The sequence below is a fragment of the Serratia sp. CY71090 genome, from assembly GCF_052166845.1.
Taxonomy (GTDB): Bacteria; Pseudomonadota; Gammaproteobacteria; order Enterobacterales; family Enterobacteriaceae; genus Serratia; species Serratia nematodiphila.
On sequence record NZ_JBJNOA010000021.1, the window covers coordinates 1 to 16,004 of the forward strand.

At 51.2% G+C, this 16,004-nt stretch carries 32 protein-coding genes and 1 pseudogene; all 33 read left to right on the forward strand.

Translation table 11 applies throughout. The features are described 5' to 3' along the window. Positions 1-115 (forward strand): annotated as a pseudogene (locus tag ACJ8OK_RS23875) (EF-Tu/IF-2/RF-3 family GTPase); the annotation flags it as partial. 131 nt (positions 116-246) lie between these two features. Beyond that, positions 247-441 (forward strand): bacterioferritin-associated ferredoxin, encoded by a 195-nt coding sequence (gene bfd / locus ACJ8OK_RS23880; RefSeq protein WP_015379266.1) that lies wholly within the window; start codon positions 247-249, stop codon positions 439-441. 73 nt (positions 442-514) lie between these two features. Next, positions 515-994, forward strand: coding sequence for a bacterioferritin (bfr, locus tag ACJ8OK_RS23885; protein ID WP_004929784.1), 480 nt, complete (start codon positions 515-517; stop codon positions 992-994). 378 nt (positions 995-1,372) lie between these two features. Beyond that, positions 1,373-1,684 (forward strand): 30S ribosomal protein S10, encoded by a 312-nt coding sequence (gene rpsJ, locus ACJ8OK_RS23890; protein WP_001181005.1) that lies wholly within the window; start codon positions 1,373-1,375, stop codon positions 1,682-1,684. 32 nt (positions 1,685-1,716) lie between these two features. After that, positions 1,717-2,346 (forward strand): 50S ribosomal protein L3, encoded by a 630-nt coding sequence (gene rplC, locus ACJ8OK_RS23895; RefSeq protein ID WP_015379265.1) that lies wholly within the window; start codon positions 1,717-1,719, stop codon positions 2,344-2,346. Positions 2,347-2,356: 10 nt separating this feature from the next. Beyond that, entirely contained in the window at positions 2,357-2,962 is a 606-nt protein-coding gene (rplD, locus tag ACJ8OK_RS23900) for a 50S ribosomal protein L4 (RefSeq protein ID WP_004929779.1), read from the forward strand. Further along, the gene (gene rplW, locus ACJ8OK_RS23905; RefSeq protein WP_004929776.1) at positions 2,959-3,261 is read left to right on the forward strand and encodes a 50S ribosomal protein L23; all 303 of its coding nucleotides are present in this window, start codon (positions 2,959-2,961) and stop codon (positions 3,259-3,261) included. The genes rplD and rplW overlap by 4 nt, the downstream gene beginning before the upstream one ends. 18 nt (positions 3,262-3,279) lie before the next feature. Beyond that, complete coding sequence (gene rplB, locus ACJ8OK_RS23910) at positions 3,280-4,104, forward strand: 50S ribosomal protein L2 (protein WP_004929775.1); 825 nt, start codon at positions 3,280-3,282, stop codon at positions 4,102-4,104. Between the two features lie 14 nt (positions 4,105-4,118). Then, a complete protein-coding gene (rpsS, locus tag ACJ8OK_RS23915) occupies positions 4,119-4,397 on the forward strand; it encodes a 30S ribosomal protein S19 (protein ID WP_004929772.1) in 279 nt (92 codons plus the stop codon). A 14-nt stretch (positions 4,398-4,411) separates the two neighbouring features. Further along, the gene (rplV, locus tag ACJ8OK_RS23920; protein WP_002223844.1) at positions 4,412-4,744 is read left to right on the forward strand and encodes a 50S ribosomal protein L22; all 333 of its coding nucleotides are present in this window, start codon (positions 4,412-4,414) and stop codon (positions 4,742-4,744) included. 17 nt (positions 4,745-4,761) lie between these two features. Continuing rightward, on the forward strand, positions 4,762-5,460 hold the full coding sequence (gene rpsC / locus ACJ8OK_RS23925) for a 30S ribosomal protein S3 (RefSeq protein WP_004929766.1): 699 nt from the start codon (positions 4,762-4,764) through the stop codon (positions 5,458-5,460). Between the two features lie 12 nt (positions 5,461-5,472). Further along, positions 5,473-5,883, forward strand: a complete 411-nt coding sequence (rplP, locus tag ACJ8OK_RS23930) for a 50S ribosomal protein L16 (RefSeq protein WP_004929764.1) — start codon at positions 5,473-5,475, stop codon at positions 5,881-5,883. Further along, entirely contained in the window at positions 5,883-6,074 is a 192-nt protein-coding gene (gene rpmC, locus ACJ8OK_RS23935; protein ID WP_004929762.1) for a 50S ribosomal protein L29, read from the forward strand. Before rplP ends, rpmC begins: the two co-directional genes overlap by 1 nt. Continuing rightward, positions 6,075-6,329 carry a 30S ribosomal protein S17 gene (rpsQ, locus tag ACJ8OK_RS23940; protein ID WP_004929760.1) on the forward strand — a complete coding sequence of 85 codons (255 nt, stop codon included), beginning with the start codon at positions 6,075-6,077 and terminating at the stop codon, positions 6,327-6,329. It abuts the gene before it with no gap. 172 nt (positions 6,330-6,501) lie between these two features. Then, positions 6,502-6,873 carry a 50S ribosomal protein L14 gene (gene rplN, locus ACJ8OK_RS23945; protein WP_000613954.1) on the forward strand — a complete coding sequence of 124 codons (372 nt, stop codon included), beginning with the start codon at positions 6,502-6,504 and terminating at the stop codon, positions 6,871-6,873. Between the two features lie 9 nt (positions 6,874-6,882). Continuing rightward, positions 6,883-7,197: a 50S ribosomal protein L24 gene (rplX, locus tag ACJ8OK_RS23950; RefSeq protein ID WP_004929758.1), complete on the forward strand. Its 315-nt coding sequence runs from the start codon at positions 6,883-6,885 to the stop codon at positions 7,195-7,197. A 14-nt stretch (positions 7,198-7,211) separates the two neighbouring features. Continuing rightward, entirely contained in the window at positions 7,212-7,751 is a 540-nt protein-coding gene (gene rplE / locus ACJ8OK_RS23955; protein WP_004929756.1) for a 50S ribosomal protein L5, read from the forward strand. Positions 7,752-7,764: 13 nt separating this feature from the next. Continuing rightward, positions 7,765-8,070 (forward strand): 30S ribosomal protein S14, encoded by a 306-nt coding sequence (rpsN, locus tag ACJ8OK_RS23960; RefSeq protein ID WP_004929754.1) that lies wholly within the window; start codon positions 7,765-7,767, stop codon positions 8,068-8,070. Between the two features lie 30 nt (positions 8,071-8,100). After that, on the forward strand, positions 8,101-8,493 hold the full coding sequence (gene rpsH, locus ACJ8OK_RS23965) for a 30S ribosomal protein S8 (protein ID WP_004929753.1): 393 nt from the start codon (positions 8,101-8,103) through the stop codon (positions 8,491-8,493). A 14-nt stretch (positions 8,494-8,507) separates the two neighbouring features. Next, entirely contained in the window at positions 8,508-9,041 is a 534-nt protein-coding gene (gene rplF / locus ACJ8OK_RS23970) for a 50S ribosomal protein L6 (RefSeq protein WP_004929751.1), read from the forward strand. Positions 9,042-9,050: 9 nt separating this feature from the next. Continuing rightward, positions 9,051-9,404: a 50S ribosomal protein L18 gene (gene rplR, locus ACJ8OK_RS23975; protein WP_004929748.1), complete on the forward strand. Its 354-nt coding sequence runs from the start codon at positions 9,051-9,053 to the stop codon at positions 9,402-9,404. 14 nt (positions 9,405-9,418) lie between these two features. Beyond that, positions 9,419-9,919: a 30S ribosomal protein S5 gene (gene rpsE, locus ACJ8OK_RS23980; RefSeq protein ID WP_004929747.1), complete on the forward strand. Its 501-nt coding sequence runs from the start codon at positions 9,419-9,421 to the stop codon at positions 9,917-9,919. 6 nt (positions 9,920-9,925) lie between these two features. Next, the gene (gene rpmD / locus ACJ8OK_RS23985; protein ID WP_048232028.1) at positions 9,926-10,105 is read left to right on the forward strand and encodes a 50S ribosomal protein L30; all 180 of its coding nucleotides are present in this window, start codon (positions 9,926-9,928) and stop codon (positions 10,103-10,105) included. 3 nt (positions 10,106-10,108) lie between these two features. Then, positions 10,109-10,543 carry a 50S ribosomal protein L15 gene (rplO, locus tag ACJ8OK_RS23990; RefSeq protein WP_004929742.1) on the forward strand — a complete coding sequence of 145 codons (435 nt, stop codon included), beginning with the start codon at positions 10,109-10,111 and terminating at the stop codon, positions 10,541-10,543. A 7-nt stretch (positions 10,544-10,550) separates the two neighbouring features. Beyond that, positions 10,551-11,882, forward strand: coding sequence for a preprotein translocase subunit SecY (gene secY, locus ACJ8OK_RS23995; RefSeq protein WP_004929740.1), 1,332 nt, complete (start codon positions 10,551-10,553; stop codon positions 11,880-11,882). A gap of 33 nt (positions 11,883-11,915) precedes the next feature. Next, positions 11,916-12,032: a 50S ribosomal protein L36 gene (gene rpmJ, locus ACJ8OK_RS24000; protein ID WP_002227352.1), complete on the forward strand. Its 117-nt coding sequence runs from the start codon at positions 11,916-11,918 to the stop codon at positions 12,030-12,032. Positions 12,033-12,180: 148 nt separating this feature from the next. Beyond that, on the forward strand, positions 12,181-12,537 hold the full coding sequence (rpsM, locus tag ACJ8OK_RS24005) for a 30S ribosomal protein S13 (protein ID WP_004929734.1): 357 nt from the start codon (positions 12,181-12,183) through the stop codon (positions 12,535-12,537). A gap of 16 nt (positions 12,538-12,553) precedes the next feature. Continuing rightward, entirely contained in the window at positions 12,554-12,943 is a 390-nt protein-coding gene (rpsK, locus tag ACJ8OK_RS24010; RefSeq protein ID WP_004929731.1) for a 30S ribosomal protein S11, read from the forward strand. Positions 12,944-12,973: 30 nt separating this feature from the next. Then, on the forward strand, positions 12,974-13,594 hold the full coding sequence (gene rpsD, locus ACJ8OK_RS24015) for a 30S ribosomal protein S4 (RefSeq protein ID WP_004929729.1): 621 nt from the start codon (positions 12,974-12,976) through the stop codon (positions 13,592-13,594). A gap of 25 nt (positions 13,595-13,619) precedes the next feature. Next, positions 13,620-14,609, forward strand: a complete 990-nt coding sequence (locus tag ACJ8OK_RS24020) for a DNA-directed RNA polymerase subunit alpha (RefSeq protein ID WP_002919219.1) — start codon at positions 13,620-13,622, stop codon at positions 14,607-14,609. A gap of 40 nt (positions 14,610-14,649) precedes the next feature. Beyond that, the gene (rplQ, locus tag ACJ8OK_RS24025; protein WP_004929726.1) at positions 14,650-15,039 is read left to right on the forward strand and encodes a 50S ribosomal protein L17; all 390 of its coding nucleotides are present in this window, start codon (positions 14,650-14,652) and stop codon (positions 15,037-15,039) included. Between the two features lie 148 nt (positions 15,040-15,187). Beyond that, complete coding sequence (locus ACJ8OK_RS24030) at positions 15,188-15,562, forward strand: DUF1992 domain-containing protein (protein WP_004929724.1); 375 nt, start codon at positions 15,188-15,190, stop codon at positions 15,560-15,562. Next, positions 15,562-15,993 carry a Zn(2+)-responsive transcriptional regulator gene (zntR, locus tag ACJ8OK_RS24035; protein ID WP_004929722.1) on the forward strand — a complete coding sequence of 144 codons (432 nt, stop codon included), beginning with the start codon at positions 15,562-15,564 and terminating at the stop codon, positions 15,991-15,993. Before ACJ8OK_RS24030 ends, zntR begins: the two co-directional genes overlap by 1 nt. Positions 15,994-16,004 lie beyond the last annotated feature (11 nt).

Sequence of the window (16,004 nt, forward strand, 5' to 3'; positions counted from 1 at the left end):
GAACATGAAAGTTACCCTGATTCACCCAATCGCGATGGACGACGGTCTGCGTTTCGCAATCCGTGAAGGCGGCCGTACTGTAGGCGCTGGTGTTGTTGCTAAAGTTATCGCTTAATCGCGAATAATTTTTCGACACAAAAAGGGGCACTTCGGTGCCCTTTTTTTATGCAATTTGTATAAATCTTAATTGAAATAAAAACCATTCCTATTTAGACTCAATACATTGGTTAAGAAGTGAGTCTCTCTATGTATGTATGTCTGTGTAATGCGGTGACTGACAAAGCGATCCGTAATGCGGTGCGTCAGCACAACCCCCATACCATGAAGCAGCTGCGTGAACTTGTGCCGATTGGTACCGATTGTGGAAAGTGCATTCGTCAGGCAAGACAGATTATGGTGGAGGAACGCGGAACTATCATCCCAATGCATGAAGTTGCCTAACAAAGGGTAAGGTTATTTTTGACTCTTGGCTTACAGGTTCTACACTTTTAGAACTGGCCAGGAGGAGTTACCTATGAAAGGCGATAAAAAGATCATTGCTCACCTCAACAAGCTGCTCGGCAACGAGCTGGTTGCCATCAATCAATATTTCCTGCACGCCCGCATGTTCAAGAATTGGGGCTTAATGCGCCTCAACGATAAGGAATACCACGAGTCGATCGACGAAATGAAACATGCCGATCGCTACATCGAGCGTATCCTGTTCCTGGAAGGAATACCTAATCTGCAGGACCTCGGTAAGCTGAACATCGGCGAAGACATTGAAGAGATGCTGCGTTCCGATCTGGCGCTGGAATTGGCGGGCGCCAAGAATCTGCGCGAAGGTATCGCCTACGCCGACTCGATTCACGATTATGTCAGCCGTGATTTGATGATCGACATTCTGGCCGATGAAGAAGAGCATATCGACTGGCTGGAAACCGAGCTGGATCTGATTGCTCGCCTCGGTATTCAAAACTATGCCCAGGCCCAGATTTTAGAACGCAAAGAGTAAGCCTGCCTTCCGTTCGTCATCGCCTCTCCTGCCGGCGACCGTTTTTACGGCGGGGCAGGGGAGCTGCCCGCTAAGCATAATTCATACCTTGATCGCCACCTTCATCCCGTGATCGTCGCTGAACGTGCAAAAATGACGATTTCCTGAGCATATTTCCAACTGCGGCTTGCTTCCTGGGCCATTTTGCGTATAATGCGCGGGCTTACCTAATCTTGGTAAGCCTGATTTTAGCGAATCAGTCGATTGGCAGGCCTTTTTTGCCTTTCGAACAATACTCCCGATATGGGGGTTATATGTTGACGATTACACTCCCCCATCAATCGAAATGGGTGTGAGGAGTAATTATTTACGTTTATAAATAATTGGAGCTCTGGTCTCATGCAGAACCAAAGAATCCGTATCCGCCTGAAAGCGTTTGATCATCGTCTGATCGATCAATCAACCGCGGAAATCGTCGAGACTGCAAAGCGCACTGGTGCGCAAGTCCGTGGTCCGATCCCGCTGCCAACTCGCAAAGAGCGCTTTACCGTTCTGATCTCTCCGCACGTCAACAAAGACGCGCGCGATCAGTACGAGATTCGCACTCACAAGCGTCTGGTTGACATCGTTGAGCCAACCGAGAAAACCGTTGATGCTCTGATGCGTCTGGATCTGGCTGCCGGTGTAGACGTGCAGATCAGCCTGGGTTAATCAGGTCATTGAGCGATTGAGAGGTTGAAACAATGATTGGTTTAGTCGGTAAAAAAGTGGGTATGACCCGTATCTTCACTGAAGATGGCGTTTCTATCCCAGTAACCGTAATTGAAATTGAAGCGAACCGCGTGACTCAGGTTAAAAGCCTGGACACCGACGGTTACCGTGCCGTTCAGGTTACCACTGGTAGCAAAAAAGCTAACCGTGTAACCAAGCCGGAAGCGGGCCATTTCGCTAAAGCTGGCGTTGAAGCTGGCCGTGGTCTGTGGGAATTCCGCCTGGAAGAAGGTCAAGAATTCGCTGCAGGTCAGGAAATTAGCGTAGAAATCTTCGCTGACGTTAAAAAAGTCGATGTTACCGGTACTTCTAAAGGTAAAGGTTTTGCTGGCACTGTTAAGCGCTGGAACTTCCGTACCCAAGACGCTACCCACGGTAACTCCTTGTCTCACCGCGTTCCGGGTTCTATCGGTCAGAACCAGACTCCGGGCAAAGTGTTCAAAGGCAAGAAAATGGCTGGCCACCTGGGTGATGAGCGCGTAACCGTTCAAAGCCTGGACGTAGTACGTGTTGACGCTGAGCGCAACCTGCTGCTGGTTAAGGGTGCTGTACCGGGCGCAACCGGTGGCAACCTGATCGTTAAACCAGCTGTGAAGGCGTAAGGGGATAGCAATGGAATTAGTATTGAAAGACGCGCAAAGCGCGCTGACTGTTTCCGAAACTACCTTCGGTCGTGATTTCAACGAAGCGCTGGTACACCAGGTTGTTGTTGCTTATGCAGCAGGTGCCCGTCAAGGTACTCGTGCTCAGAAGACCCGTGCTGAAGTAACTGGTTCCGGCAAAAAGCCATGGCGTCAGAAAGGCACCGGCCGTGCGCGTTCAGGTTCTGTAAAGAGCCCGATCTGGCGTTCAGGCGGCGTGACCTTTGCTGCTAAGCCACAGGACCACAGTCAGAAAGTAAACAAAAAGATGTACCGCGGCGCGCTGAAAAGCATCCTGTCCGAACTGGTACGTCAAGATCGTCTGATCGTTGTCGAGAAGTTCTCTGTAGAAGCGCCTAAAACTAAGCTGCTGGCACAGAAACTGAAAGATATGGCTCTGGAAGACGTGCTGATCGTGACCGGTGAACTGGATGAGAATCTGTTCCTGGCAGCTCGCAACCTGTACAAGGTTGACGTGCGCGATGTAGCAGGTATCGATCCGGTTAGCCTGATCGCCTTCGACAAAGTGGTTATGACTGCTGATGCTGTGAAGCAAGTTGAGGAGATGCTGGCATGATCCGTGAAGAACGTTTGCTGAAAGTGCTGCGTGCACCGCACGTATCTGAAAAAGCATCCGCTGCGATGGAAAAAAGCAACACCATCGTTCTCAAAGTTGCCAAAGACGCGACCAAAGCAGAAATCAAAGCTGCAGTGCAGAAACTGTTTGAAGTCGAAGTCAAAGACGTGAACACCCTGGTAGTTAAAGGGAAAGTGAAGCGTCACGGTCAGCGTGTTGGTCGTCGTAGCGACTGGAAAAAAGCTTACGTCACCCTGAAAGAAGGCCAGAATCTGGACTTCATCGGCGGCGCAGAGTAAGTCGGAGGAGTAAGAACAATGGCAATTGTTAAATGTAAACCTACATCTCCGGGTCGTCGCCACGTTGTTAAAGTGGTTAACCCTGAGCTGCACAAGGGTAAACCTTATGCCCCGCTGCTGGAAAAACTGAGCAAAAGCGGTGGTCGTAACAACAATGGCCGTATCACCACCCGTCATATCGGTGGTGGCCACAAGCAACATTATCGTCTGGTTGACTTCAAGCGCAACAAAGACGGTATCCCTGCTGTGGTTGAGCGTCTGGAGTACGATCCGAACCGTTCCGCGAACATCGCGCTGGTTCTGTACAAAGACGGCGAACGCCGTTACATCCTGGCGCCGAAAGGCCTGAAAGCTGGTGACCAGATTCAATCTGGCGTTGATGCTGCAATCAAAGCGGGTAACACCCTGCCGATGCGCAACATTCCAGTTGGTTCAACGGTTCACAACGTAGAAATGAAACCAGGTAAAGGCGGCCAGATGGCTCGCTCCGCTGGTGCCTACGTTCAGATCGTTGCTCGTGATGGTTCCTACGTAACTCTGCGTCTGCGCTCCGGCGAAATGCGTAAAGTTCCAGCTGATTGCCGCGCCACCCTGGGTGAAGTCGGTAACGCTGAACACATGCTTCGCGTTCTGGGTAAAGCAGGTGCTGCACGTTGGCGTGGTGTTCGTCCTACCGTTCGCGGTACGGCGATGAACCCGGTAGATCACCCGCACGGTGGTGGTGAAGGTCGTAACTTTGGTAAGCACCCGGTAACTCCGTGGGGCGTTCAGACCAAAGGTAAGAAGACCCGTAGCAACAAGCGTACTGATAAGTTCATCGTACGTCGCCGTAGCAAAAAATAATTAGAGGATAAGCCATGCCACGTTCTCTCAAGAAAGGTCCTTTTATTGACCTGCACTTGCTGAAGAAGGTAGAGAAAGCGGTGGAAAGCGGTGACAAGAAGCCTTTGCGCACTTGGTCCCGTCGTTCAACGATCTTTCCTAACATGATCGGTTTGACCATCGCTGTCCATAATGGTCGTCAGCACGTACCAGTGTTCGTTTCCGATGAAATGGTCGGTCACAAACTGGGTGAATTCGCGCCGACTCGTACTTATCGCGGCCATGCGGCTGATAAAAAAGCTAAAAAGCGCTAAGGTAGGAGGAAGAGATGGAAACTATCGCTAAACATCGCCACGCTCGTTCTTCTGCTCAGAAGGTTCGCCTTGTTGCTGACCTGATTCGCGGTAAGAAAGTGTCGCAAGCTCTGGAAACTCTGACCTACACCAACAAGAAAGCTGCTGGTCTGGTTAAGAAAGTGCTGGAGTCTGCCATTGCTAACGCAGAACACAACGATGGCGCTGACATCGATGATCTGAAAGTTACGAAAATCTTCGTAGACGAAGGCCCAAGCATGAAGCGCATTATGCCGCGTGCAAAAGGTCGTGCAGATCGCATCCTGAAGCGCACCAGCCACATTACTGTGGTTGTGTCCGATCGCTGAGACTCTGGAGACTAGCAATGGGTCAGAAAGTACATCCTAATGGTATTCGCCTGGGTATTGTCAAACCTTGGAACTCTACTTGGTATGCGAATACCAAAGAATTCGCTGACAACCTGGACAGCGACTTTAAAGTTCGTCAATTCCTGACTAAGGAACTGTCGAAAGCTTCCGTTTCTCGCATCGTTATCGAGCGTCCTGCGAAGAGCATCCGTGTGACCATTCACACTGCTCGCCCAGGCATCGTTATCGGCAAGAAAGGTGAAGACGTCGAAAAACTGCGCAAGGTCGTAGCGGACATCGCTGGCGTTCCTGCACAGATCAACATCGCCGAAGTCCGTAAACCGGAACTCGACGCTAAATTGGTTGCTGACAGCATCACTTCTCAGCTGGAACGTCGCGTTATGTTCCGTCGTGCTATGAAGCGTGCAGTACAGAACGCAATGCGTCTTGGCGCTAAAGGTATCAAAGTTGAAGTAAGCGGCCGTCTTGGCGGCGCTGAAATCGCACGTACCGAATGGTACCGCGAAGGTCGTGTTCCATTGCACACTCTGCGTGCGGACATCGACTACAACACATCTGAAGCGCACACCACTTATGGTGTAATCGGCGTTAAGGTATGGATCTTCAAAGGTGAGATCCTGGGTGGTATGGCTGCAGTTGAACAACCGGAACCGGCTGCTCAACCTAAAAAGCAGCAGCGTAAAGGCCGCAAGTAAGGAGAGTCGCTGATGTTACAACCAAAGCGTACAAAATTCCGTAAGGTGCACAAGGGCCGCAACCGTGGTCTGGCGCAAGGTACGGATGTTAGCTTCGGCACTTTCGGTCTGAAAGCTGTTGGCCGTGGCCGTCTGACTGCTCGTCAAATCGAAGCAGCTCGTCGTGCAATGACTCGTGCAGTTAAGCGTCAAGGCAAGATCTGGATCCGTGTATTCCCGGACAAACCGATCACCGAGAAGCCGCTGGAAGTGCGTATGGGTAAAGGTAAGGGTAACGTGGAGTATTGGGTTGCCCTGATCCAGCCTGGTAAGGTCCTGTACGAAATGGACGGCGTGCCAGAAGAGGTTGCCCGCGAGGCATTCAAACTGGCAGCAGCGAAACTGCCGATCAAAACCACCTTTGTAACTAAGACGGTGATGTAATGAAAGCACAAGAGCTGCGTGAAAAAAGCGTTGAAGAGCTGAATGCCGAGCTGCTCAACCTGCTGCGTGAGCAATTCAACTTGCGCATGCAGGCGGCCAGTGGCCAGCTGCAACAAACTCACCTGTTGAAACAAGTGCGTCGTGACGTCGCACGCGTTAAGACTTTACTGACTCAAAAGGCGGGTGTGTAAATGACTGAAGTTATCCGTACCCTGCAGGGTCGTGTTGTTAGCGATAAAATGGAGAAATCCATCGTTGTTGCTATCGAGCGTACTGTGAAGCACCCAATCTACGGGAAATTCATCAAACGTACGACCAAGCTGCACGTACATGACGAGAACAACGAATGTGGTACCGGCGACGTGGTGGAAATCCGCGAATGCCGCCCACTGTCCAAGACCAAGTCCTGGACGTTGGTTCGCGTTGTAGAGAAAGCGATTCTGTAATAGAGTAGCTGGCTCTCACTTAATAAACGGCTCAGAAAATGAGCCGTTTATTTTTTCTACCCATACCAAGTAAGCGGTGTTATAATGCTGCGCCCTCGGTTATGGGGCTTTTCAACGGCCTAATTTTTACTTGGGTCTTTAAAGTAGTAGTTGACATTAGCGGAGCACTAAAATGATCCAAGAACAGACTATGCTGAACGTCGCCGACAACTCCGGTGCACGTCGCGTAATGTGTATCAAGGTTCTAGGTGGCTCGCACCGTCGCTACGCAGGCGTCGGCGACATCATCAAAATTACCATCAAGGAAGCAATTCCTCGCGGTAAGGTGAAGAAAGGCGATGTTCTGAAGGCGGTAGTGGTGCGCACCAAGAAGGGTGTACGTCGCCCGGACGGTTCTGTCATTCGCTTCGATGGCAATGCATGCGTTATTTTGAACAATAACAGCGAGCAGCCAATCGGTACGCGTATTTTTGGGCCGGTAACTCGTGAACTGCGTAATGAGAAGTTCATGAAAATTATCTCTCTGGCACCAGAAGTACTCTAAGGAGCGAACATGGCAGCGAAGATCCGTCGTGATGACGAAGTTATCGTGATTACCGGGAAAGACAAAGGTAAGCGCGGTAAAGTAAAAAATGTCCTGTCTGCTGGCAAGGTCATTGTTGAAGGCATCAACCTGGTTAAGAAACACCAGAAGCCGGTTCCGGCTCTGAACCAACCAGGCGGCATTGTTGAGAAAGAAGCTGCAATTCAGGTTTCTAACATTGCTATCTTCAACGCGGCTACCGGCAAGGCTGACCGTGTAGGCTTTAGATTCGAAGACGGCAAAAAAGTCCGTTTCTTCAAGTCTAACAGCGAAACTATCAAGTAATTTGGAGTAATACGATGGCGAAACTGCATGATTACTACAAAGACGAGGTAGTCAAACAACTGATGTCTCAGTTTGATTACAACTCTGTCATGCAAGTCCCTCGGGTCGAGAAGATCACCCTGAACATGGGTGTTGGTGAAGCGATTGCTGACAAGAAACTGCTGGATAACGCCGCAGCGGACCTGGCAGCCATCTCCGGTCAAAAACCGTTGATCACCAAAGCCCGCAAATCTGTTGCAGGCTTCAAAATCCGTCAGGGCTATCCGATCGGCTGTAAAGTAACTCTGCGTGGCGAACGCATGTGGGAGTTCTTTGAGCGTCTGATCTCCATTGCTGTTCCACGTATCCGTGACTTCCGTGGCCTGTCCGCCAAGTCATTCGATGGCCGTGGCAACTACAGCATGGGCGTGCGTGAGCAAATCATCTTCCCAGAAATCGACTACGACAAAGTCGATCGCGTTCGTGGTTTGGATATTACCATTACCACTACTGCGAAATCTGATGATGAAGGCCGCGCGCTGCTGGCTGCTTTTAACTTCCCGTTCCGCAAGTAAGGCAGGGTTACTGATGGCTAAGCAATCAATGAAAGCACGCGAAGTCAAGCGCGTGAAATTAGCTGACAAGTTCTTTGCAAAACGCGCTGAACTGAAAGCTATTATCTCTGATGTGAACGCATCCGATGAAGATCGTTGGAATGCCGTTCTCAAGCTGCAAACTCTGCCGCGTGATTCCAGCCCGTCTCGTCAGCGTAAACGCTGCCGCCAAACTGGCCGTCCACATGGTTATGTGGGCAAATTCGGGTTGAGCCGTATTAAGCTTCGTGAAGCCGCTATGCGCGGTGAAGTACCAGGCTTGAAAAAGGCTAGCTGGTAATTACCAATTGAATCACGGGAGTAAAGACAGATGAGCATGCAAGATCCGATCGCGGATATGCTGACCCGTATCCGTAACGGTCAAGCCGCGAACAAAGTTGCGGTCACCATGCCTTCCTCCAAGCTGAAAGTGGCAATTGCCAACGTGCTGAAGGAAGAAGGTTTTATTGAAGATTTCAAAATCGAAGGCGACGCCAAGCCTGTTCTGGAACTGGTACTGAAGTACTTCCAGGGCAAAGCTGTGGTAGAAAGCATTCAACGTATCAGCCGTCCAGGTCTGCGCATCTACAAGAAAAAAGATGAGCTGCCAAAAGTTATGGCCGGTTTGGGTATCGCTGTTGTTTCTACCTCTAAAGGTGTTATGACCGATCGTGCAGCTCGCCAGGCTGGTCTTGGTGGCGAGATTATCTGCTACGTAGCTTAATTCGGGAGGAAAGAATGTCTCGTGTTGCAAAAGCACCCGTCGTCATTCCTGCCGGCGTAGAGGTAAAACTCAACGGTCAGGTTATTTCGATTAAGGGTAAAAACGGCGAGTTGACTCGTACTATCCACGACGCCGTTGAAGTGAAGCAAGAAGCTAACGCACTGACTTTCGCTCCGCGCGAAGGTTTTGCTAACGCATGGGCCCAAGCGGGTACCACGCGCGCTCTGCTGAACGCAATGGTTGTTGGTGTTACCGAAGGCTTCACCAAGAAGCTTCAACTGGTAGGTGTTGGTTATCGTGCTGCCGTTAAAGGCAACGTGGTGAATTTGGCCCTGGGCTTCTCTCACCCTATCGATCACCAGCTGCCGGCAGGTATCACTGCTGAATGCCCAAGCCAAACTGAAATCGTGCTGAAAGGCGCTGATAAGCAGGTAATTGGCCAGGTAGCAGCAGATCTGCGCGCTTACCGTCGTCCTGAGCCTTACAAAGGCAAGGGTGTTCGTTACGCCGACGAAGTCGTGCGTACCAAAGAGGCTAAGAAGAAGTAAGGTAACACTATGGATAAGAAATCTGCTCGTATCCGTCGTGCGACCCGCGCACGCCGCAAGCTCCAAGAGCTGGGTGCAACCCGCCTGGTGGTACATCGTACCCCGCGTCACATTTACGCACAGGTGATTGCTCCAAACGGTTCTGAAGTACTGGTAGCCGCTTCTACTTTAGAAAAAGCTATCGCGGAGCAACTGAAGTATTCCGGTAACAAAGACGCAGCAGCAGCCGTAGGTAAAGCTCTGGCTGAGCGCGCGTTGGAAAAAGGGATTGCGAAAGTATCCTTTGACCGTTCCGGTTTCCAATATCATGGTCGAGTCCAGGCACTGGCAGATGCTGCCCGTGAAGCTGGCCTTCAGTTCTAAGGAAGAGGTTTAAGATGGCTCACATCGAAAAACAAGCTGGCGAACTGCAGGAAAAGCTGATCGCGGTAAACCGCGTATCTAAAACCGTAAAAGGTGGCCGTATTTTCAGCTTTACCGCACTGACTGTAGTTGGTGATGGTAACGGTCGCGTTGGTTTTGGCTACGGCAAAGCACGCGAAGTTCCAGCAGCGATCCAGAAAGCGATGGAAAAAGCCCGTCGCAACATGATGAACGTCGCGCTGAACAGCGGCACCCTGCAGCACCCTGTTAAGGGCGCTCACACGGGTTCTCGCGTGTTCATGCAGCCTGCTCATGAAGGTACCGGTATCATCGCGGGCGGTGCAATGCGCGCCGTTCTCGAAGTTGCTGGGGTGCACAACGTATTGGCTAAAGCTTATGGTTCCACCAACCCGATCAACGTGGTTCGTGCAACTATCGACGCTCTGGCGAATATGAAGTCTCCTGAAATGGTCGCTGCTAAGCGTGGTAAATCCGTTGCCGACATTCTGGGGTAATTGACCATGGCTAAGACTATTAAAGTTACACAAACTCGCAGCTCAATTGGCCGTCTGCCGAAGCATAAAGCTACTCTGCTCGGTCTGGGTCTGCGTCGTATTGGTCACACCGTAGAGCGCGAGGATACTCCTGCTGTTCGCGGTATGGTCAACCTGGTTTCCTACATGGTTAAAGTTGAGGAGTAACAGATGCGTTTAAATACTCTGTCTCCGGCTGAAGGTGCCAAGCATGCGCCTAAGCGTGTAGGTCGTGGTATTGGTTCTGGCCTGGGTAAAACCGGCGGCCGTGGTCACAAAGGTCAGAAGTCTCGTTCTGGCGGTGGCGTACGTCGTGGTTTCGAAGGTGGTCAGATGCCTCTGTACCGTCGTCTGCCGAAATTCGGCTTCACTTCACGCAAAGCGATGATCACGGCAGAAGTTCGTCTGTCTGAACTGGCTCTGGTTGAAGGCGATGTTATCGACCTGAACGCGCTGAAAGCCGCTAACGTAGTTGGTGTCCAGATCGAATTCGCGAAAGTTGTACTTTCTGGCGAAGTCGCTCGTCCGGTAACCCTGCGTGGTCTGCGTGTCACCAAAGGCGCTCGTGCTGCTATCGAGGCTGCTGGCGGTAAAATTGAGGAATAAGTAGCAGATGGCTAAGCAACCAGGATTAGATTTTCAAAGTGCTAAAGGCGGGCTCGGCGAGCTGAAGCGCAGACTTTTGTTTGTCATCGGCGCGCTGATTGTCTTCCGCATCGGCTCTTTCATTCCGATTCCTGGTATCGATGCCACTGTGCTTGCCAAATTGCTTGAGCAGCAGAGAGGCACTATCATTGAAATGTTTAACATGTTCTCTGGTGGTGCCCTCAGCCGTGCTTCTATCTTTGCTCTGGGGATCATGCCGTATATCTCGGCGTCGATCATTATCCAGCTGCTGACGGTGGTTCATCCAGCGTTGGCGGAAATCAAGAAAGAAGGGGAGGCTGGCCGTCGCAAGATTAGCCAGTACACCCGCTACGGTACGCTGGTATTGGCCATATTCCAGTCGATCGGTATTGCTACCGGTCTGCCGAATATGCCTGGTATGCAGGGCCTGGTGTTAAACCCAGGCTTTGCATTCTACTTTACTGCGGTTGTGAGCCTGGTAACCGGGACAATGTTCCTGATGTGGCTGGGTGAGCAGATTACTGAGCGCGGTATCGGCAACGGTATCTCGATCATTATCTTCGCGGGTATTGTAGCGGGGCTCCCGCCGGCAGTGGCCCATACTATTGAGCAAGCGCGGCAAGGCGACCTGCACTTCCTCCTGCTGCTGTTGGTTGCAGTATTGGTGTTTGCAGTAACCTTCTTCGTTGTTTTCATTGAGCGTGGTCAACGTCGTATCGTCGTTAACTATGCGAAGCGTCAACAAGGTCGTCGTGTTTATGCAGCACAGAGTACACACTTACCGTTGAAAGTGAACATGGCGGGTGTTATCCCGGCGATTTTCGCTTCCAGCATTATTCTGTTCCCGGCCACGATTGCATCATGGTTTGGGGGCGGTACCGGTTGGAACTGGCTGACTACGATTTCGCTGTATTTGCAGCCAGGGCAACCGCTTTATGTGTTACTCTATGCGTCTGCAATCATCTTCTTCTGTTTCTTCTACACGGCGTTGGTTTTCAACCCGCGTGAGACAGCAGATAACCTGAAGAAGTCCGGTGCCTTCGTACCAGGAATTCGTCCGGGAGAGCAAACGGCGAAGTATATCGATAAAGTAATGACGCGTTTAACCCTGGTGGGCGCGATGTACATTACTTTCATCTGCCTGATCCCGGAGTTCATGCGTGATGCAATGAAAGTACCATTCTACTTTGGTGGTACCTCGCTACTGATCGTGGTTGTCGTCATCATGGACTTTATGGCTCAAGTGCAAACTCTGATGATGTCAAGTCAGTACGAGTCTGCATTGAAGAAAGCAAATCTGAAAGGCTATAACCGCTAGTCAGATTCGTTTGAGAAGTTACGGAGAGTAAAAATGAAAGTTCGTGCTTCCGTCAAGAAATTATGTCGTAACTGCAAAATCGTTAAGCGTAACGGTGTCGTTCGTGTGATTTGCAGCGCCGAGCCGAAGCATAAACAGCGTCAAGGCTGATTATCTCGCATATTTTTCTTGCAAAGTTGGGTTGAGCTGGCTAGATTAGCCAGCCAATCTTTTGTATGTCGCACTGCAACATTATTTGAGTATCCTGAAAACGGGCTTTTCAGAATGGTGTTGCTGTATAAAATAGTAGGAGTGCATAGTGGCCCGTATAGCAGGCATTAACATTCCTGATCATAAACATACCGTTATCGCCTTAACGTCGATCTTCGGTATCGGTAAAACCCGTTCACAGGCTATCTGTGCATCTACGGGTATTGCTGAAAATGTTAAGATCAGTGAGCTGTCTGAAGAGCAAATCGAAAAGCTTCGTGATGCAGTTGCCAAATACACCGTTGAGGGTGATTTGCGTCGTGAAATTACCCTGAGCATCAAGCGTCTTATGGACCTTGGTTGCTATCGTGGTTTGCGTCATCGTCGTGGTCTGCCGGTACGCGGTCAGCGCACCAAGACCAACGCTCGTACCCGTAAGGGTCCGCGCAAGCCGATCAAGAAATAATCGGGGTTATTGAATAATGGCAAAGGCACCTGTTCGTACACGTAAGCGTGTAAGAAAGCAAGTCTCTGACGGCGTGGCTCATATCCATGCTTCTTTCAACAACACCATCGTTACCATCACTGATCGTCAGGGTAATGCTTTGGGTTGGGCAACAGCCGGTGGTTCCGGTTTCCGTGGTTCTCGTAAGTCCACTCCGTTCGCAGCACAGGTTGCAGCAGAACGTTGTGCTGACGCAGTGAAAGAATACGGTATCAAGAACCTGGAAGTTATGGTTAAAGGACCTGGTCCTGGTCGTGAGTCTACTATCCGCGCTCTGAACGCGGCTGGTTTCCGCATCACTAACATTACTGATGTGACTCCGATCCCTCATAACGGTTGTCGTCCGCCGAAAAAGCGCCGCGTGTAACGCAGCTTTTAGGATTGTTGGAGAAAGAAAATGGCAAGATATTTGGGTCCTAAGCTCAAGCTGAGCCGTCGTGAGGGCACAGACCTGTTCCTTAAGTCTGGCGTTCGCGCGATCGATTCCAAGTGTAAAATTGAACAAGCACCTGGTCAGCACGGTGCGCGTAAACCGCGTCTGTCTGATTACGGTGTTCAGTTGCGTGAGAAGCAGAAAGTTCGTCGTATGTACGGCATTCTGGAGCGTCAATTCCGCAACTATTACAAAGAAGCAACCCGCCTGAAGGGCAACACCGGTGAAAACCTGTTGCAGCTGCTGGAAGGTCGTCTGGACAACGTTGTTTACCGTATGGGCTTCGGCGCTACTCGTGCAGAGTCACGTCAGCTGGTTAGCCACAAAGCAGTTATGGTAAACGGTCGCGTTGTTAACATCGCTTCTTATCAGGTATCTCCGAATGACGTAGTCAGCATCCGCGAGAAAGCTAAAAAGCAGTCTCGTGTTAAAGCTTCTCTGGAGCTGGCTGAGCAGCGTGAAAAGCCGACTTGGCTGGAAGTTGATGCTGCTAAGATGGAAGGCGTGTTCAAGCGTATGCCTGAACGTACCGATCTGTCTGCGGACATTAACGAACACCTGATCGTCGAGCTTTACTCCAAGTAAAGCTTAGTACCAAAGAGAGGACACAATGCAGGGTTCTGTGACAGAGTTTCTAAAACCGCGCCTGGTAGATATCGAGCAAGTCAGTTCGACGCACGCCAAGGTGACCCTTGAGCCTTTAGAGCGTGGCTTTGGCCATACTCTTGGCAACGCACTGCGCCGTATTCTGCTTTCATCTATGCCGGGTTGCGCGGTGACCGAGGTTGAGATTGATGGTGTACTGCATGAGTACAGCACCAAAGAAGGCGTACAGGAAGATATCCTGGAGATCCTGCTCAACCTGAAAGGGCTGGCGGTGAGAGTTCAAGGCAAAGACGAAGTTATTCTTACCCTGAATAAATCTGGCATTGGCCCTGTGACCGCTGCCGACATCACCCATGATGGTGATGTCGAAATCGTCAAGCCTCAGCACGTGATTTGCCACCTGACTGATGAGAACGCGGCTATCAGCATGCGTATCAAAGTTCAGCGCGGTCGCGGTTATGTGCCGGCTTCTGCCCGAATTCATTCGGAAGAAGATGAGCGCCCAATCGGTCGTCTGTTGGTTGACGCCTGCTACAGCCCTGTAGAGCGTATCGCCTACAATGTTGAAGCTGCGCGTGTAGAACAGCGTACTGACTTGGATAAGCTGGTCATCGAAATGGAGACCAATGGCACGATCGATCCTGAAGAGGCGATCCGCCGTGCGGCCACCATTCTGGCTGAACAACTTGAAGCTTTCGTTGACCTGCGTGATGTGCGTCAGCCGGAAGTTAAAGAAGAGAAACCGGAATTCGATCCGATCTTGCTGCGCCCTGTTGACGATCTGGAATTGACTGTCCGCTCTGCTAACTGCCTCAAGGCAGAAGCTATCCACTACATCGGTGATCTGGTACAGCGTACCGAGGTTGAGTTGCTGAAAACGCCAAACCTGGGTAAAAAATCTCTTACCGAGATTAAAGACGTGCTGGCCTCACGTGGTCTGTCTCTGGGCATGCGCCTGGAAAACTGGCCGCCGGCAAGCATTGCTGACGAGTAACCGGATCACAGGTTAAGGTTTTACTGAGAAGGATAAGGTCATGCGCCATCGTAAGAGTGGTCGTCAACTGAACCGTAACAGCAGCCATCGCCAGGCTATGTTCCGTAACATGGCCGGCTCTTTGGTTCGTCATGAGATCATCAAGACGACCCTGCCAAAAGCAAAAGAGCTGCGTCGCGTTGTTGAGCCGCTGATTACTCTTGCCAAGACCGACAGCGTAGCTAATCGTCGTCTGGCATTCGCCCGTACTCGTGATAACGAGATCGTGGCAAAACTGTTTAACGAGCTGGGCCCGCGTTTCGCGAGCCGTGCCGGTGGTTACACTCGCATTCTGAAGTGTGGCTTCCGCGCAGGCGACAACGCGCCGATGGCATACATCGAGCTGGTTGATCGTGCTGAGTCTCAAGCAGAAGTAGCAACTGCAGAGTAATCTGTAGACGCGTAAAAAAACCGGGCTTGCCCGGTTTTTTTACGTCCAAACCCAGCCAAATGTGCGCAATCCCCCTGCAGTGCTTAAGATCCCCGCCCCTATCCGCTATGCTAAGGCTTATTCATTAGGCTAACCGAGGCTGTCTGTCATGGGGTTGCTTGATCAATGGGCGGAGCGTCATATCCTTGATGCTCAGGATAAAGGCGAGTTCGACAACCTGCCTGGCCAGGGGCAGCCGCTGGCGCTGGAAGATGACAGCGCGGTGCCGCCCGAGCTACGCGCCGGTTACCGTTTGCTGAAAAATGCCGGTTACCTGCCGCCGGCGCTGGAAGATCGTAAAGAGGCGTTGACCGTTGCTCGCTTGCTGCAAGAGATTAATAGCGAACATCCGGACTATGTCGATCTCAGCAAGCGCATGGCACTGCTGGAGCACCGGCTGCGTCAGGCTGGGATGAGCACCGATTTCTTGCATGGCGAATATCAGCGCGCGCTTGATGGCAAGTTCACCCGAGAGGAGCGGTAATGTTCAAGATAGGTCAGTTGGCCAAGCTCGCCGAAGTGACGCCGGATACCGTGCGTTACTATGAAAAGCAGGGCATGATGGATCACAATGTCCGCACCGAAGGCGGTTATCGGCTGTATACGGAGCAGGACCTGCAGCGGCTGCGTTTTATTCGCTATGCCAAACAGTTGGGCTTTACTCTGGAAACGATCGCCGAACTGCTGTCGATCCGAGTTGATCCTGAACATCATACCTGCCAGGAATCGAAGTCGATCGTCGATGCTCGCCTGAGTGAAGTGGAAAGCAAGTTGGCGGAGCTGACTCGCATGCGCGAATCGTTGAAACGCCTGAGTGACGCCTGCTGCGGCACTGCCCATACCAGCAACTATTGTTCTATTCTGGAAGCCTTGGAACAGGGTGCCAGCGATGATAAAGGTAAAAAAGATTGCTGACGGCACTTTAA

Coding starts and splice junctions, on each gene's coding strand:
- rpsH (WP_004929753.1), top strand. CDS start 8,101: ATGAGCATGCAAGATCCGATCGCGGATATGCTGACCCGTATCCGTAAC.
- rplD (WP_004929779.1), top strand. CDS start 2,357: ATGGAATTAGTATTGAAAGACGCGCAAAGCGCGCTGACTGTTTCCGAA.
- rplQ (WP_004929726.1), top strand. CDS start 14,650: ATGCGCCATCGTAAGAGTGGTCGTCAACTGAACCGTAACAGCAGCCAT.
- rplN (WP_000613954.1), top strand. CDS start 6,502: ATGATCCAAGAACAGACTATGCTGAACGTCGCCGACAACTCCGGTGCA.
- rplW (WP_004929776.1), top strand. CDS start 2,959: ATGATCCGTGAAGAACGTTTGCTGAAAGTGCTGCGTGCACCGCACGTA.
- rpsJ (WP_001181005.1), top strand. CDS start 1,373: ATGCAGAACCAAAGAATCCGTATCCGCCTGAAAGCGTTTGATCATCGT.
- rplR (WP_004929748.1), top strand. CDS start 9,051: ATGGATAAGAAATCTGCTCGTATCCGTCGTGCGACCCGCGCACGCCGC.
- secY (WP_004929740.1), top strand. CDS start 10,551: ATGGCTAAGCAACCAGGATTAGATTTTCAAAGTGCTAAAGGCGGGCTC.
- rpmC (WP_004929762.1), top strand. CDS start 5,883: ATGAAAGCACAAGAGCTGCGTGAAAAAAGCGTTGAAGAGCTGAATGCC.
- ACJ8OK_RS24020 (WP_002919219.1), top strand. CDS start 13,620: ATGCAGGGTTCTGTGACAGAGTTTCTAAAACCGCGCCTGGTAGATATC.
- rpmD (WP_048232028.1), top strand. CDS start 9,926: ATGGCTAAGACTATTAAAGTTACACAAACTCGCAGCTCAATTGGCCGT.
- rpsQ (WP_004929760.1), top strand. CDS start 6,075: ATGACTGAAGTTATCCGTACCCTGCAGGGTCGTGTTGTTAGCGATAAA.
- rpsK (WP_004929731.1), top strand. CDS start 12,554: ATGGCAAAGGCACCTGTTCGTACACGTAAGCGTGTAAGAAAGCAAGTC.
- bfr (WP_004929784.1), top strand. CDS start 515: ATGAAAGGCGATAAAAAGATCATTGCTCACCTCAACAAGCTGCTCGGC.
- rplF (WP_004929751.1), top strand. CDS start 8,508: ATGTCTCGTGTTGCAAAAGCACCCGTCGTCATTCCTGCCGGCGTAGAG.
- rpsD (WP_004929729.1), top strand. CDS start 12,974: ATGGCAAGATATTTGGGTCCTAAGCTCAAGCTGAGCCGTCGTGAGGGC.
- ACJ8OK_RS24030 (WP_004929724.1), top strand. CDS start 15,188: ATGGGGTTGCTTGATCAATGGGCGGAGCGTCATATCCTTGATGCTCAG.
- rpsE (WP_004929747.1), top strand. CDS start 9,419: ATGGCTCACATCGAAAAACAAGCTGGCGAACTGCAGGAAAAGCTGATC.
- rplV (WP_002223844.1), top strand. CDS start 4,412: ATGGAAACTATCGCTAAACATCGCCACGCTCGTTCTTCTGCTCAGAAG.
- rplX (WP_004929758.1), top strand. CDS start 6,883: ATGGCAGCGAAGATCCGTCGTGATGACGAAGTTATCGTGATTACCGGG.
- rplC (WP_015379265.1), top strand. CDS start 1,717: ATGATTGGTTTAGTCGGTAAAAAAGTGGGTATGACCCGTATCTTCACT.
- zntR (WP_004929722.1), top strand. CDS start 15,562: ATGTTCAAGATAGGTCAGTTGGCCAAGCTCGCCGAAGTGACGCCGGAT.
- rplE (WP_004929756.1), top strand. CDS start 7,212: ATGGCGAAACTGCATGATTACTACAAAGACGAGGTAGTCAAACAACTG.
- bfd (WP_015379266.1), top strand. CDS start 247: ATGTATGTATGTCTGTGTAATGCGGTGACTGACAAAGCGATCCGTAAT.
- rplP (WP_004929764.1), top strand. CDS start 5,473: ATGTTACAACCAAAGCGTACAAAATTCCGTAAGGTGCACAAGGGCCGC.
- rpsN (WP_004929754.1), top strand. CDS start 7,765: ATGGCTAAGCAATCAATGAAAGCACGCGAAGTCAAGCGCGTGAAATTA.
- rpsS (WP_004929772.1), top strand. CDS start 4,119: ATGCCACGTTCTCTCAAGAAAGGTCCTTTTATTGACCTGCACTTGCTG.
- rpsC (WP_004929766.1), top strand. CDS start 4,762: ATGGGTCAGAAAGTACATCCTAATGGTATTCGCCTGGGTATTGTCAAA.
- rplO (WP_004929742.1), top strand. CDS start 10,109: ATGCGTTTAAATACTCTGTCTCCGGCTGAAGGTGCCAAGCATGCGCCT.
- rplB (WP_004929775.1), top strand. CDS start 3,280: ATGGCAATTGTTAAATGTAAACCTACATCTCCGGGTCGTCGCCACGTT.
- rpmJ (WP_002227352.1), top strand. CDS start 11,916: ATGAAAGTTCGTGCTTCCGTCAAGAAATTATGTCGTAACTGCAAAATC.